We start from the raw sequence: 14,165 nt of genomic DNA on the forward strand, positions 1-14,165 counted from the left end.
GACCCGCCTGGAAAAGGCGGGTTACGTTTCGATTTCAGCCTACCGGACCGACCGGTCGGTCCGGTAGCGTCCCCAGCCACACGGACCGACTGGTCGGTCGGAGTGGAGGGGAGGGAACCATGTCGGAGACGGGAGCCGGAGCGGACCTGCGCGCCGTGCACGACGCCGTGCGGGCAGCCCTCGCCGGATGCCCCGACGCCCACGCGGTGTGGGGCCCGGAACTGGCCGACGACCCGGCCACCGCCGCGGCCGCACTACGAACCGCGGGGGCGAGCTGGCAGTGGGTGGCGGTGGGCTTCACCGGCCGGTCCTTCTGGGACTTGCATGTGGGGATCCTCCCCATCGAGGCGGGCTACTCCGTCGGGCTGCACTGGACCCCGGGCCTGGACGACGAGGTCCGGCCCTGGGCGCGGACCGCCGTGCCCGACGGAACCCTGCAGTTCGCCGAGGTCGCCGGAGAGTACCAACTGCTGTGCACCGACCCCACCGGCGTCGCCGTCCACAGTACCCGGTCCGTGGTGGACACGACCCTGGCCATCGCCGCGCGGGTCCGCGTCCGCAGGAACACCGACAACTCGCGCACGGCTGAGGTGCGCCCATGATCACGTTGCGGCTCAAGGGAGATGACATGCGGTTGAAGAGGGCGGTGGCAGCCGTCACGCTGGCGGGCGCCAGCATGCTGTTCGCCGGGTGCGGTGGCTCGACCGGCGGTTCGGGTTCGTCGGCAGCGAGCGGATGCGACCCGGAGGACACCGGTCCGGGCGTCACGGACACCGAGATCCGGGTCGGCACCACCATGCCGCTGTCCGGGTCCGGCGCCGCGGGCGGCATCGGCACCAAGGAGGGCCAGGAGGCCTACTACGCCAAGCTGAACGCCGAGGGCGGGGTCCAGGGCCGCAAGATCAAACCCATCATCCTGGACGACGCGTACGACCCCTCGACGGCGCAGAAGCAGATGCGCCAGCTCGTCGAGAAGGAGGAGATCCTCGTCGTCTCCGGTGGCGAGGGCACGCCGAACTTCCTCGGCGCCGTGCCGTACCTCGAACGCAAGAAGGTGCCGGCCGTCGCGCCGTACGCACCCAGCGACGAGCTCGGCGGCGACAAGAACCCGCACGTCTTCATGGCGACGGTGGACTACATCCAGGAATTCGAGATCCTGACCAACTACGTGCTCCAGCAGGAGACGCCGAAGAAGATGGCGCTGGTCGGCGTCTCCGGCAACGTCGGCGACAACGCCAAGGCGGGCATGGAGAAGGCGCTCAAGGACAAGGGCGTCGAGCTGCTCTACGTCCCGGAGACACCGGGCACCACCGACTTCACCCCGATCGCCACCCAGCTCAAGCAGGCCAACGCCGAGCACGTCTTCCTCATCCTCACCAACGCCGACACCGGTGGCCTGCTCCAGGCCATGTCCCGCGTCGGGTACTCGCCGAAGACGGCCGCCTGGGCCGGGATGAGCGACGACTCCTACATCAAGGAGTTCGGCGCGCTGTCGCAGAACATGCTGGTGGCGCTGGAGACCGCGTCCCTGAGCAGCGACAACGCCCAGGTGAAGCAGTTCATCGCCGACTTCACCAAGCAGACCGGCAAGGCGCCGAGCAAGTTCAACGAGCTCGNGCATCCTGCCGCCGGTGACCTGGGGCGAGGGTGACCGCGCCGGTGTCGACGCGGTCGGGATCGGCCAGATCAAGGGCACCGAACTCGTCGTCCTCGAAGAGACGCAGTCCCTGCAGAACTGATCCCCGCTGAGGGTGGGGCCGCCCCGCCCCGCCCCACCCTCAGCCCCGTCCGAGACCAGGAGTCCACATGGGTGACCTCGGTCAGATCCTCGTCGGCGGCGTCACGACCGGCAGCCTCTACGCGCTGTTCCTGCTGGGCGTGCTGATCGTCTTCCAGGTCAGCAAGAGCATCAACTTCGCCTACGGCCAGGTCGGCATGATCGCCGCCTTCAGCGCGTGGTTCCTCTACTCGGAGCAGGGCCTGCCGGTCCCGGTGGCGCTGGTGGTGGGCGTGCTGCTCGCCGTGGCCGTCAACAGCGCGATCGACTACGTCGCCATCCGCCGGATCCCGGCCGGGCGGCCGGGGCTGGACCTGGTCGTGACGCTCGGCATCTTCCTGCTCATCACGGCCGTCATGCAGCAGCTCATCGACGCGAACGCGCACACCTTCGTCCCGCTCGGCGCGGACACCCGCACCGAGGTCGCGGGGGTGGTGGTCAGCGTGAACGACGGCGTCGTCGTCGGCCTGACCGCGGTGGTCATCGCGGCGGCGTACCTGCTGCTCAACCGCACCAGCCTCGGGACGTCGCTGCGGGCGAGCGCCGAGGACGCGGGCATCGCCCAGGCGGCCGGCGTGAACGTCCGCGCCCTGCGTACCGCCACCTGGGCCGTGGCGGGCGCGCTGGGCGCGATCGTCGCGGTGCTGGTGGCCAGCCGGCTCTCCGTCGACGCGTTCTACATGACGCCGTTCCTGATCAAGGCATTCGTCGCCGGAATGATCGGCGGCCTCGACCGCTTCTGGCTGCCGCTGTCGGTCGCCGTGGCGCTCGGCGTGTACGAGTCGCTGGCCGTGTTCTGGCTCGGCGCGAGCGCCGGCACCCCGGCCGTCTTCCTGCTGATCATCGTGGTCCTGGCGCTGGTGCCGAAGCGGTTCGTCAACGAGCGGAACGAGGTGCGGGCATGACAAGCGCCATCCTGAGGCGGCCCCGCGGCGAGGCGGGGAACGCCACCGGGGAGCGGAAGCAGGGACCCCGACGCCTGCTGACCCGCGTCGCCGTCTTCGCCGTGATCGCCGCGGTCCCGCCGCTGCTGTTCGACGACTACTGGGTGTTCATGTCCGCGCAGGTGCTCGCGTTCGCGATCGCCACGCTCGGACTGGACGTCCTGTACGGGCGCACCGGGCAGATGTCGCTGGCGCACGCCTCCTTCATGGGGGTGGGCGCCTACACCACCTACCTCGTCTCGTCCCTCGGCTACGGGCTGGCGGTGCAGCTCGCCGCCGTGGCGGTCGTGTCGCTGATCGCCGCGCTGGTCGTCGCCGTACCCACGCTGCGACTGTCCGGCCTGCGGCTGGCGCTGGTGACCCTCGCGTTCGGCGAGCTGCTGGCCTGGGTCGTCCGGAACACCACCGACCTGACCGGCGGGACCCAGGGCGCGTCGGTCGACCCGCTGATCATCGGGCAGCTCGACTCCAGCGAGCCGCTGCACGCGTACCTGATCGCCCTGGTCCCCGCGGCGATCGCGACCGCCCTCGCGGCGCATCTGGGTCGCACGCAGCTCGGCCGCCGGATGCTCGCCGTGCGGGACACCGAACTCGCCGCCGAGTCCGTCGGCGTCGCCGTGTCGCGCACCAAGATCACCGCGTTCCTGATCAGCGCCGTCTACGCCGGCGTCGCCGGCTGGCTGTACGCGGCGATCACCGGGTTCATCTCCCCGCCCGACTTCGACCTGTTCGCCTCGGTGTACCTGTTCGTCGCCGTGGTGATCGGGGGAGCGGGGACGGTGGTCGGGGCCTGGCTCGGCGCGGCCTACGTCGTGCTGGTGCCCGAGCTGTTCACGCTCGCCGGCCAGCCCAACCTCTACCCGATCGTCGGCGGCGCCCTGCTGGCGATCGTGGCGCTGCTCGTGCCCGACGGCATCGTCGGGTTGGGACGCGGCGCCTGGCGACGAGCCAGACGCGTCCGCGACGCGCAGGAGGGAGCGACATGAGCGCATCCGTCGAGACCGGCGCCCCGCCGGTCGTCCGGATCGACGGGCTGACGGTCCGCTACGGCGCCTTCCACGCGCTGCGCGACGTCACGGTGAGCCTGCCGGCGGGCAGGATCAGCGGCCTGATCGGACCGAACGGCGCGGGCAAGACCACCCTGCTCAACGCGATCAGCGGCTTCACCCCGATCGCCGAGGGGCGGGTCCACGTCGGCGACCGGGACATCACCGCTCTCGGTGTCCGCCGCCGGGCGCTCGCCGGCGTCGTCCGCGGCTTCCAGACGGTACGGCTGCTGGAACGCGAGTCCGTGTGGGACAACGTGCTGATCGGCACCGAGCGGTTCGCGCAGCCGTCCGCGCTGAGCCAGTTCTTCGCGCTGCCGGCGCAGTGGCGGGCCCACCGCCGGGCCACGGCGGCGGCGGCCGAGGTGCTCGACCTGCTGGGGCTGCGCCGGCACGCCCACCGCCGGGTGGACGAGCTGCCGTTCGCCAGCCGCCGCCTGGTCGAGGTCGCCCGGGTGCTCGTCTCCTCGCCGTCGGTGATCCTGCTGGACGAGCCGGCCGCCGGCCTCGACCAGGAGGGGCGGCAGGAACTGGCCGCGGTGCTCACCCGGGTGCACGACAACCATCCGTCGACCATGGTCGTCGTCGAGCACGACGTGGACCTGGTCAAGACCCTCTGCTCCTACGTCATCGCCCTGGACTCCGGCGCCTTCCTGTGCGACGGCACCCCGGCGAAGGTGTTCGGTGACCGGCAGGTGCAGCTCGCGTACTTCGGGAGGGCCGCCGGTGTTGACGCTTGATTCGATGAAGGCCTGGTACGGGCGTACCCAGGCGCTGTTCGGGGTCGACCTGACCGTGGCGCCCGGCCAGACCGTGGCGCTGGTCGGCACGAACGGCGCGGGCAAGACCACCACGCTGCGGGCGATCCTCGGCGCGGTCCGCACCGAGGGCGCGGTACGGGTCGACGGCGAGGACGTCTCCGCGAAACCGACGCACCGGCGGGTCGCCGAGCACCGCATTGCGATCGTGCACGAGGGACGCGGCCTGCTGTCCCAGCTCACCGTGCTGGAGAACCTGACGGTCGGCGCCAACCGCGCCCAGCGGGCCCGCATCGGCGAGGTGCTGGACCTGTTCCCGGTGCTGCGCGACCGCACCCAGCAGAAGGTGTCCCTGCTCTCCGGCGGCCAGCAGCAGATGGTCGCCCTCGGCCGGGCGCTGCTGCGCGACCCGAAGTACCTGCTGCTGGACGAGCCGGGACTCGGTCTCGCGCCGGTCGTGATCGACGAGATCTACGGCTACATCGCCGAGCTGTGCTCGCGGGGCATGGGCGTGCTGCTCGTGGAGCAGAGCGTCACCCGGGCCGCCGGCGTGGCCGACGAACTCGTGCTGCTGCGGGTCGGCGCCGTCGACCGGGTGGTCGGCACTGGCGACCACGCGCAGGTCGACCAACTCGTCGCCGACGCGTTCGGCGTCCACCACTGACTACGGAGGATCTTCCTTTGAGCACCATCGCACTGACCAACGCCACCGTGTTCGACGCCACCGGCGCGGAGCCCGTCGAGGGTGCCACCGTCGTGGTGGACGGCGAGGTCATCGTCGAGGTCGCCGCCGGTGGCGCGGTGCCCGCGAGCGCCGACCGGGTGATCGACTGCGGCGGCCGGACGGTGATGCCCGGCCTGATGGACGCGCACGTGCACATCGGCGCGATCGACGTCAACATCCTCGAACAGCACCGCAACTACCAGACCAGCCAGGCCGCGCTGAAGATGGGGCGCATCCTGACCCGTACCCTCATGCAGGGCTACACCACGGTGCGGGACGCGGGCGGCTGCGACGCGGGTTTCCGGCTGGCGGTCGAGCAGGGCGACATCCTCGGCCCCCGCCTGCTGGTGTCGAACGCGCCGCTGTCGATGACGGGTGGTCACGCCGACTGGCGACGCCCCACCGAACGCGGCAAGGCCGTCGAGTGCTGCTCCCAGGTGGGCATGAACGCGATCGTGGCGGACGGGCCCGAGGAGATCCGCAAGGGCGTACGGGAGAACATCCGCACCGGCGCCGACCAGATCAAGGTGATGGCCAGCGGCGGCGCGATGTCACCGGCCGACGAGCTGGACACCATCCAGTACACCCCGGAGGAGCTGCTGATGGCGGTGCGGACCGCCGAGGCCGCCGGCAAGTACGTCCTCGCCCACGCCTACTCCTCGCTGGCGATCCGCAACTGTGTGGAGGCCGGCGTCCGGTCCATCGAGCACGGCAACCTGATGGACGAGGCGACCGCCGCGCTGCTCGCCGAGGCCGGCACCTACCTCGTGCCGACGCTGTCCACCTACGAGCTGCTGCACCGCCAGGGCGCCGAGCACGGCGTCGCCCCGGAACCTCTGGAAAAGATCCGGATGGCCCACGAGCAGGGCCTACGCTCGTTGGAGTACGCGTACCGCGCCGGCGTGCGCATCGCCAGCGGCTCCGACCTGCTCGGCCCGATGTTCGAGCACAAGCACCGGGAGCTGTCGCTCAAGGCCGAGATCATGCCGGCGGCGGACGTGCTGATCGCCACCACCCGCGTCAACGCGGAGCTGTTCGGCCTGGCCGACCGGCTCGGCACCGTCGAGGCCGGCAAGCTCGCCGACCTGATCGTCGTCGACGGGCGCCCCTGGGAGGACATCGACGTGTTCGCCCGGCCGACCGCCGTGCCCGTGGTCGTCAAGGGCGGCGAGCTGGTCAAGCACGAGCTGGCCTGACGCCGGCCCCGACATCCCGACGAGAAGGAGCAACTACATGGCCCCCGTGACCCTCGCCGCCGCCAACGTGCGGGTCGAGCACGACAAGGCGCGCAACCTGGCGAAGTTCCTGGAGATGATCGACGAGGCCGCCACCAGGGGCGTGGACGTGCTGGTGCTGCCGGAGGTCGGCCTGCAGGGCTACGCCGACTTCGGCTTCGGCCTCGGTGACAAGGGCGTCGCCGCGCAGAAGCAGTACTACTTCCGCGAGTCGGAGCCGGTGCCCGGCCCGGCCACCGAGGCCATCCGCGCCAAGGCCGCCGAGCACGGCATGTTCGTCCAGCTCGGGCTCGCCGAGCGGGCCGCGCACGGCAACGTCATCCTCAACGCGACCGCGCTGATCGGCCCGGACGGGGTGGTCGGCGTCTACCGCAAGACCCACAACACGTTCGAGTTCCCACACTTCAACGCCGGTCAGTCCACCCCGGTGTTCGATCTGCCGTTCGCCCGCGCCGCCAGCCTGATCTGCTACGACCTGGCTTTCCCGGAGCTGATGCGGGTCTTCGCGCTGAAGGGCGCGACGCTGGCGCTGATGTCGACCGCGTGGCCGATGAAGGGCCACGACCCGGCCGACGACTACCACGGGTTCGCGATGGACCTCTCCGCGCAGGCGAACGCGTTCTTCAACCAGATGTGGCTGGTCGTCTCCAACCACTGCGAGAAGGGCGCGTACAGCGCCGGCCTCGACTACTGGGGGCACAGCCAGATCGTCGACCCGTACGGCAAGGTCGTCGCGATGCTGACCGACGAGGAGGGCCTCGTCACGCACACCGCCGACCTCGACGCGACCACGCTCAGCAGTCGTACCGAGGGTTTCTTCGGCCTGAACCTGCTCCAGGACCGGCGTCCGGACCTCTACGGCCCGATCATCGCGACCGACCTGTACGCACCCACCGACCGGCCCGCGGCCGTCCCGCCCGGCTCGGCCCGCTGAACCGTCCCCCTCCCACGGAAGGGCCCCTCTCTTGCTCCGCCAGGCCATCCTGAAGACCGCGGCCAGCCACCGGGCGCGGCGCACCATCGAGGCCACGCCGCTCACCCGGTCGGTGGTCGACCGCTTCGTCGCCGGGGAGGACGTCCCCGCCGCCGTGCGGGCGTCGGACCGGCTCCGGACCGCCGGCTGCTCGGCCACCCTCGACTACCTGGGCGAGGACACCACCGACCGGGCGCACGCCGCGCACGTCACGGACCAGTACGTGCTCCTGCTCGACGCACTGGGCGCGGCCGGGCTCACCGACCGCGCCGAGGTCTCCATCAAACTGTCCGCGCTGGGGCAGGCCCTGCCCGTCGACGGCGGGGCGGTGGCGCTGGAGAACGCGGCACGGATCTGCGCGGCCGCGCAGCGGGCCGGGTCGACGGTCACCGTGGACATGGAGGACCACACCACCACCGACTCCACCCTCGGCATCGTCTCGGCACTGCGGCGCGACTTCCCGCAGACCGGGGCCGTGCTCCAGGCGTACCTGCACCGCACCGAGGGTGACTGTCGCGACCTGGCGACGGCCGGTTCCCGGGTACGGCTGTGCAAGGGCGCGTACCGGGAGCCGGCGAGTGTGGCGTACCAGTCCCGGGCCGAGGTGACCCAGGCGTACCTGCGCTGCGCGGAGATCCTCATGGCCGGCCCCGGCTACCCGATGCTGGCGACGCACGACCCCGCGCTCGTCGAGGCCGGCACCCGGCTCGCCGCCGGCCGCGCCGGCGGCGCNCCCGGCGAGCAGCGACGCCTCGCCGACGAGGGCCACCAGGTCCGGGTGTACGTGCCGTTCGGCGAGGAGTGGTACGGGTACCTGATGCGGCGTCTCGCCGAGCGTCCCGCCAACCTGCTGTTCTTCCTCCGTGCCCTCACCAGCCGCAACTGACCAGGAGCCAGGCGCCACCGATGGACGCGATCACCACCGCACCGACCCCCGTCAACGAGCCGAACCGGACCTACGCCCCGGGCGACCCCGACCGCGCCCGCCTCGTCGAGAAGCTGACCCGGCTCGCCGGGNCATGACCATCGACGGCCGCCGCCGCATGGGCGCCGGCGACCGGATCGACGTGGTGCAGCCGCACCGCCGCCACCATGTGCTGGGCACGCTCGGCAACGCCAGCCGCGACGACGCGGCGGAGGCGGTGGCGGCGGCGCGGCGGGCCGCCCCCGGATGGCGCTCGCTGTCGTTCGACGACCGTGCCGCGGTGTTCCTCAAGGCCGCGGACCTCCTCGCCGGCCCGTGGCGGGAGACGTTGAACGCCGCCACCATGCTGGGACAGTCGAAGACCGCGTTCCAGGCGGAGATCGACGCGGCCTGCGAGCTGATCGACTTCTGGCGCTTCAACGTGCACTTCGCCCGGCAGATCCTCGCCGAGCAGCCGCAGTCGTCGCCCGGCGTCTGGAACCGCACCGGCTACCGGTCGCTGGAGGGCTTCGTCTACGCCATCACGCCGTTCAACTTCACCGCGATCGCCGGCAACCTGCCGACCGCGCCCGCGTTGATGGGCAACACGGTGGTGTGGAAACCGTCGCCGACCCAACAGCTCAGCGCGTGGTGGACGATGCGGCTGCTGGAGGCGGCGGGCCTGCCGGCCGGTGTGATCAACATGGTGACCGGCGACGGCCTGGCCGTCTCCGATGTCGCGCTCGCCGACCCGGACCTCGCCGGCATCCACTTCACCGGCTCGACCCGGACCTTCCAGCACCTGTGGCGGCGGGTGGGGGAGCGGATCGACACCTACCGCACCTATCCGCGCCTGGTCGGCGAGACCGGCGGCAAGGATTTCGTGGTCGCCCACCCCTCGGCCGACCCGGACGTCCTGCGCACCGCCCTGATCCGCGGCGCCTTCGAGTACCAGGGGCAGAAGTGCTCGGCCGCGTCCCGGGCGTACGTGCCGCGTTCGCTGTGGTCGCGGATGCGCGCCGACTTCCTCGCCGAGGTGGAGTCGCTGACCATGGGTGACGTCACCGACCTGTCCAACTTCATGGGCGCGGTGATCGACGAGCGCGCGTTCACCCGGCACCGGGAGGCGATCGAACGCGCGCGGTCGACCACGACCGCGAAGGTCGTCGCCGGCGGGACGTGCGACGACGGCGAGGGCTGGTTCGTCCGCCCCACCGTCATCGAGTGCGACGACCCGGACGACGAGGTCTTCACCACGGAGTACTTCGGGCCGATCCTCGCCGTGCACGTCTACGAGGACGGCGCGTACGGCGAGATCCTCGACCTGATCCGGTCCGGCTCCCGGTACGCCCTCACCGGCGCGGTCATCGCCCAGGACCGCGCGGTGATCGCGCGGACCACCGAGGCGCTGGAGTTCGCCGCGGGCAACTTCTACGTCAACGACAAGCCGACCGGGGCGGTCGTCGGCCAGCAGCCGTTCGGCGGCGGCCGGGCCAGCGGGACGAACGACAAGGCCGGCTCCCCGCAGAACCTTCTGCGCTGGACCAGCGCCCGTTCGATCAAGGAGACGTTCGTGCCGGCCACCGACCACCGGTACCCGCACATGGGCTGACACCGGCCGGACCGCCGGAATCTCTCGGGATCAGCAGTACGGGGCCCCGAGTGGGAAGCGGTCCGGACCGGACACCTCCTTGATGGCCTGGAAGTCTCCGCTCAACTCCCAGATCCGCTCGTAGCTGGCGTGCCCGTCGTCGCCGGATCCGTCGGCGGACCGCCGGCTGCGGTCGGTGCAGTTCGGCGGGCTGAGCGCGAACGGGTGACCGCCGTCGTCGATGACGACGTGCTTCGCCTGGTCACCGAGGCGGTAGTCGATGCGGATCTCGAACGACACCGCCCATCGGGTGGCGGTCGACCGGATGACGAGGACGTCCTCGACCGCGTCCTCGATGGTGAGGGTCTTCTTCTGGAAGAACGGCTCGCCCGGCTGCGGGGCCGCGCCGTCCTCGCCGCCGACCGCGACCCGGGCCCGAGGTTCCGTCTCGTCGAAGTCGAACATCATCTCGACCGCGTTACCGGAATCCTGGGGCGGGACGAGCAGGAGCGTTCCGTTGTACGGCTTCGCGCGGCGGATGTTGACGGGCTTGATGCTGTCCACATGAAGCGGTTGGTTGCGGCGGCCTTCGACGGCCAGCCGCAAGATCTGCTCGGGGACCTCGGCACCCCCCGCGGCGCGCAGGTCGCGGGCGAGCCGCTCGATGTCGTACCCGTCGGAGCTGGCGTGATCGAGCGACCAGCTCCGCAGGAACTTCTCCTGCCGGGGGGGTCAGCTCCACACCCCGGGGGAGCGCGATCACCCAGCCCCCGTTCTCGTGCGAGATGGTGTACCGGAGGTCGGCTTCCGACCGCGTCACCTCGCGGACGGCGTCCTTGGCGGCCGGGCCGTCGACGATCTCGGGCCCCGCCCAGAGCAGCACGGCGCTGCCGGCGCCGGCGACGACGGCGGCCGTCACCCCGGCGGTCCATCCGAGCGCCGACGTGCGCAAGCGCCGCCACCAGGGTGCGGGGCGCTCCGGTTCGCCGGGTCGTGCGAGTCGAGGTGGCTCTGGCGGCCGGGGATTCGCCCGACGCTTCCTGCGCGACATGTCGCCTCCTCCGCACCCGTGCTCCGCCGGCACGGCGATCGACGGTTGAACAACAGACCGTACACATCGGGTCACCGCCGCCGCGCGGACCCGGCACTCGGTAGGTTCGTCGTCATGAGTGACGACACCTTCCGCTCGGTCGAGATCGAGCGGACCGGCCTGGGGACCTACGCCGTCCGGAACACGCGCGGCGGGTCGATCTCCGTGGGCTTCGGCCAGGACGACAGCTTCACGCCGGTGGAACTGCTGCTGGCCGCCATCGGCGGGTGCACGGCCGTCGACGTCGACCACATCACCAGCCGTCGCGCCGAACCGGACCGGTTCGTCGTGACGGTCTCCGGCGACAAGGTACGCGACGACGAGGGCGGGAACCGGATGCGGAACCTGCGGGTGGAGTTCGCCGTGACCTTCCCGGACGGGCCCGACGGGGACCGGGCGCGCGACGCGCTGCCCCGATCGCTGCGGCAGTCGCACGACCGGCTCTGCACCGTCTCCCGCACCGTCGAACTCGGCACCCCGGTCACGGTCGTGGACGCCACCGGTTCCCCCGAGGGCGGTCGAGGTGTCGGACCGCTTCCCTAGACTGCGGCGGTGCGATACCACGAACTGGAAGCCGCGATCCGCGGGCTGGTGGACGGGGCCGGCGAGGCGGACCTGCGCGTCTTCGGCGTCGAGACGGTGGCCCGGCTCGTCCGCGACGACGAGCTGAGCGAGGTCGCGGCCGAGGGCGAGCTGGACGAGGACGCGGCGGCGGCGTTCCGGCTCGCCTGCGCGAACGCCCCGACGGCCGGCGCGGACGACCTGCGGGCGTTGCTGACGCGCATCGACGACGGGGTCCTCACCGACGGCGACATGGATCCCGCACTCCTGATCGTCGTCTCGGCGCTCGAACACTGGACGACCTATCTGGAGACGGGCCGGCGCGGCGAGATCTACGAGCTTGCCGTCCGGGCCGTCGAGCAGATCGACCACCAGGTGCCGGCCGATCTCGACGACTTCCTGGCCACACCGGAGATGGCCGCCGAGTACGCGCGGATCGCGCGTCTGCTCACCGCCGGGGCCGGGGCCGCGCTGCACTAGGGTGTGGGGGCATGACGGCTCGCGCGGCTGGGTTCACCCTTCCTCCCCGCCGCCCCGCGCAGCGGTTGGGTGTGGCGGTGGTGCGTGACCTGGTCGAGCTCATCGTCACCGGCCAGCTCGCCGAGGGGCAGCTCCTTCCTCCGGAAGGGCCGCTCAGTGAGCACTTCGGCGTGAGCCGCACGGTCATCCGGGAGTCGGTGAAGCGACTGGAGGAGAAGGGCCTGGTGGTGGTCGCCCAGGGCCGAGGCACCCAGGTGGCCCGGACCGGCTCGTGGAACATGCTGGATCCGGTGGTGCTGTCCGCGCTCATCGACAACGACGAGTCGCTGGGCGTCCTGGACGAGCTGACGGTCGTCCGGGGCAGCCTGGAGGCGGCCATGGCGGGCACGTTGGCGAGCCGGCGTACGCCGGGCGAACTGGCCCGGGTCGAGCACGCGCTCGCGGCGATGCGCGAGATCCAGCACGAGACCGACTCCTTCCGGCAGGCGGACGTGGTCTTCCACTTCACGGTCATGGAGCTGTCCGGCAACCGGCTGGCGGAGAACATCTGCAAGCGCCTCTACCGGCGGGCGATGGAAAGCAACCGGTTTCACGGCCTGACGTACGAGCACGCGTTCGAGTCCACCTTGGACGAGCACGCGCTGGTGGTCGACGCGATCTCCCGCCAGGACGTGGTGGGTGCCGAACGCGCCATGCGGGACCACATCATCGGATCCTGGCAGCGCCGCCGGTTGGCCGGCCCACCCGACGAGCCGGGCCCCGGCGGCGGCGAGCGGGAGTAGCTCCCCCGGCCCGTTGGTCCGGCCGGTCAGCGGGGCGGTGGCGCGGTCGACCGGGCGTCCGGACGGGTGCCGGGCACGAGGCGCAGCCCGGCGCGGTCGGGCCGGATGTGGGGTCCGCCCGGCGCGGCGGCCGGCGGGCTGGACGCCCGGGTGGCCTCGATGCGGCGCTCGTCGACCCGGATGCCGAGCCCCGGCAGGTCGCCGAGGACGATGCCGCCGTCCGCGATCTCCTGGTCCACCTCGATCCCGATCGGCCAGGAGAGGTCCTGGACCTCGCACGCCAGGTGGTTGGGCACCGCGGCGGCCGCGTGCGCGAGCGGGTTGGCGTGGTACGCCACCGGGCTCACCGGCAGGTCCCGTCCGTGCGCCACGACGGCCACCCGCAGGAAGTGGGTGATGCCCCACACGCTGCCCACCTGGACCACGTCGACGGCGTCCGCGTCCAGCAGCGGCCGGTACTGTTCGAGCCCGGTGAGGTTCTCACCGGTGGCGACCGCCGCCCGGACGCCGTGGCGCACCGCCGCGAGGCCGGCCGCGTCCCACCGGCGGACCGGCTCCTCGACCCAGGCCAGGTCGACCGTGCGTTCCAGGGCGTCGACGTAGCGGATCGCCTGCGCGCGGTTCCACGACTCGTTGGCGTCGATCATCAGCGCCGGCCGGGTGGTGTTGCGGCCGAGGATCTCCCGGACCGCCTCCAGCCGGCGCCGGTCCGACTCGACGTCGTGGCCGCCCTTGAGCTTGGCGGCGCCGAAGCCGCGGTCGGCGAAGCGCTCGTACAGCCCCGCGAGCGCGTCGTCGTCGAGCGCGATGTCCAGCCCGGAGGCGTACCCGGGGACGAACCGGTCCGTGGCGCCGACGGTGCGCCACAGCGGCTCGTCGGCCGCCTTCGCCTTCAGATCCCACAGCGCCATGTCGATCGCGCCGATCGCCCCGAACGTGGCGCCCGCGTGACCGGTCTTGAAGACCTGGGCGAGCATCCGGTCGTAGAGCGCCGGGGCGGCCCGGGGGTCCTCGCCCTCGATCGCCCGGAAGACCCGGTCGACGTCGTCGTGCGCGCCGACGCCGACCCCCTCCAGGCCGCTGTCCGTCTCCACGATCAGCACCGGCACCTCGGTACGGGGCTCGGGCATCACCCCGTTGGCGTCGCCGATCAGCCGTCCCCAGTCGTGCGTGGTGGTGAGGCTGCGGTAGCCGGTCACCTTCACGGTTTGCCCCCTTCAGGCCGTCCGGGTCAGCCGCGCAGGCTCCACCGCTGGTTGGTCTGGCCGTTGCAGGCCCAGAGGATGAGTTTGGTGCCGTT

Annotated in this window: 14 protein-coding genes and 1 pseudogene; 13 read left to right on the forward strand and 2 right to left on the reverse strand. The window is 71.8% G+C overall.

Features of this window, described 5'->3' with window-relative positions; translation table 11 throughout:
- The first annotated feature begins 119 nt into the window (after window positions 1-119).
- The 10 genes and pseudogenes from B1205_RS10705 to pruA all read left to right on the forward strand — a co-directional run bounded on the left by B1205_RS10705 (window position 120) and on the right by pruA (window position 9,973).
- Entirely contained in the window at window positions 120-602 is a 483-nt protein-coding gene (locus tag B1205_RS10705; RefSeq protein WP_089155474.1) for a hypothetical protein, read from the forward strand.
- 74 nt (window positions 603-676) lie between these two features.
- Window positions 677-1,651 carry an ABC transporter substrate-binding protein gene (locus B1205_RS10710; protein WP_441338477.1) on the forward strand — a complete coding sequence of 325 codons (975 nt, stop codon included), beginning with the start codon at window positions 677-679 and terminating at the stop codon, window positions 1,649-1,651.
- A 155-nt stretch (window positions 1,652-1,806) separates the two neighbouring features.
- Window positions 1,807-2,682 carry a branched-chain amino acid ABC transporter permease gene (locus tag B1205_RS10715; protein ID WP_089155476.1) on the forward strand — a complete coding sequence of 292 codons (876 nt, stop codon included), beginning with the start codon at window positions 1,807-1,809 and terminating at the stop codon, window positions 2,680-2,682.
- The gene (locus tag B1205_RS10720) at window positions 2,679-3,707 is read left to right on the forward strand and encodes a branched-chain amino acid ABC transporter permease (protein ID WP_089155477.1); all 1,029 of its coding nucleotides are present in this window, start codon (window positions 2,679-2,681) and stop codon (window positions 3,705-3,707) included. Before B1205_RS10715 ends, B1205_RS10720 begins: the two co-directional genes overlap by 4 nt.
- On the forward strand, window positions 3,704-4,507 hold the full coding sequence (locus B1205_RS10725; protein WP_089155478.1) for an ABC transporter ATP-binding protein: 804 nt from the start codon (window positions 3,704-3,706) through the stop codon (window positions 4,505-4,507). The genes B1205_RS10720 and B1205_RS10725 overlap by 4 nt, the downstream gene beginning before the upstream one ends.
- A 4-nt stretch (window positions 4,508-4,511) precedes the next feature.
- Window positions 4,512-5,189: an ABC transporter ATP-binding protein gene (locus B1205_RS10730; RefSeq protein WP_254909842.1), complete on the forward strand. Its 678-nt coding sequence runs from the start codon at window positions 4,512-4,514 to the stop codon at window positions 5,187-5,189.
- Between the two features lie 17 nt (window positions 5,190-5,206).
- Window positions 5,207-6,445: a metal-dependent hydrolase family protein gene (locus B1205_RS10735; RefSeq protein ID WP_089155480.1), complete on the forward strand. Its 1,239-nt coding sequence runs from the start codon at window positions 5,207-5,209 to the stop codon at window positions 6,443-6,445.
- 37 nt (window positions 6,446-6,482) lie between these two features.
- Window positions 6,483-7,418 carry a carbon-nitrogen hydrolase family protein gene (locus tag B1205_RS10740; protein ID WP_089155481.1) on the forward strand — a complete coding sequence of 312 codons (936 nt, stop codon included), beginning with the start codon at window positions 6,483-6,485 and terminating at the stop codon, window positions 7,416-7,418.
- Between the two features lie 31 nt (window positions 7,419-7,449).
- A complete protein-coding gene (locus tag B1205_RS10745; RefSeq protein WP_089155482.1) occupies window positions 7,450-8,343 on the forward strand; it encodes a proline dehydrogenase family protein in 894 nt (297 codons plus the stop codon).
- 20 nt (window positions 8,344-8,363) lie between these two features.
- A pseudogene (gene pruA / locus B1205_RS10750) lies at window positions 8,364-9,973 on the forward strand (L-glutamate gamma-semialdehyde dehydrogenase).
- 30 nt (window positions 9,974-10,003) lie between these two features.
- Here the strand turns inward: pruA and B1205_RS10755 are convergent.
- Window positions 10,004-10,516: a hypothetical protein gene (locus B1205_RS10755; protein WP_089155483.1), complete on the reverse strand. Its 513-nt coding sequence runs from the start codon at window positions 10,514-10,516 to the stop codon at window positions 10,004-10,006.
- Between the two features lie 601 nt (window positions 10,517-11,117).
- On the opposite strand from B1205_RS10755, the gene B1205_RS10760 reads away from it, so the two are divergent.
- From B1205_RS10760 to B1205_RS10770, 3 genes are read left to right on the forward strand one after another with little or no spacing between them, the layout of a single operon-like run.
- The gene (locus tag B1205_RS10760; RefSeq protein WP_089155484.1) at window positions 11,118-11,585 is read left to right on the forward strand and encodes an OsmC family protein; all 468 of its coding nucleotides are present in this window, start codon (window positions 11,118-11,120) and stop codon (window positions 11,583-11,585) included.
- Window positions 11,586-11,594: 9 nt separating this feature from the next.
- Window positions 11,595-12,083 (forward strand): hypothetical protein, encoded by a 489-nt coding sequence (locus B1205_RS10765; RefSeq protein ID WP_089155485.1) that lies wholly within the window; start codon window positions 11,595-11,597, stop codon window positions 12,081-12,083.
- Window positions 12,084-12,094: 11 nt separating this feature from the next.
- A complete protein-coding gene (locus B1205_RS10770; RefSeq protein ID WP_089155486.1) occupies window positions 12,095-12,865 on the forward strand; it encodes a FadR/GntR family transcriptional regulator in 771 nt (256 codons plus the stop codon).
- 26 nt (window positions 12,866-12,891) lie between these two features.
- Here the strand turns inward: B1205_RS10770 and B1205_RS10775 are convergent, their stop codons facing one another.
- A complete protein-coding gene (locus B1205_RS10775; protein WP_089155487.1) occupies window positions 12,892-14,070 on the reverse strand; it encodes a mandelate racemase/muconate lactonizing enzyme family protein in 1,179 nt (392 codons plus the stop codon).
- Window positions 14,071-14,165: the final 95 nt, after the last annotated feature.

Origin of the sequence: Micromonospora sp. NBS 11-29, assembly GCF_002140155.1 — a bacterium.
GTDB lineage: Bacteria > Actinomycetota > Actinomycetes > Mycobacteriales > Micromonosporaceae > Micromonospora.

What these genes read in the sequence shown, in the direction of transcription:
- B1205_RS10705 (WP_089155474.1), top strand. Translation starts at nt 120, where the DNA reads ATGTCGGAGACGGGAGCCGGAGCGGACCTGCGCGCCGTGCACGACGCC.
- B1205_RS10715 (WP_089155476.1), top strand. Translation starts at nt 1,807, where the DNA reads ATGGGTGACCTCGGTCAGATCCTCGTCGGCGGCGTCACGACCGGCAGC.
- B1205_RS10720 (WP_089155477.1), top strand. Translation starts at nt 2,679, where the DNA reads ATGACAAGCGCCATCCTGAGGCGGCCCCGCGGCGAGGCGGGGAACGCC.
- B1205_RS10725 (WP_089155478.1), top strand. Translation starts at nt 3,704, where the DNA reads ATGAGCGCATCCGTCGAGACCGGCGCCCCGCCGGTCGTCCGGATCGAC.
- B1205_RS10730 (WP_254909842.1), top strand. Translation starts at nt 4,512, where the DNA reads ATGAAGGCCTGGTACGGGCGTACCCAGGCGCTGTTCGGGGTCGACCTG.
- B1205_RS10740 (WP_089155481.1), top strand. Translation starts at nt 6,483, where the DNA reads ATGGCCCCCGTGACCCTCGCCGCCGCCAACGTGCGGGTCGAGCACGAC.
- B1205_RS10760 (WP_089155484.1), top strand. Translation starts at nt 11,118, where the DNA reads ATGAGTGACGACACCTTCCGCTCGGTCGAGATCGAGCGGACCGGCCTG.
- B1205_RS10770 (WP_089155486.1), top strand. Translation starts at nt 12,095, where the DNA reads ATGACGGCTCGCGCGGCTGGGTTCACCCTTCCTCCCCGCCGCCCCGCG.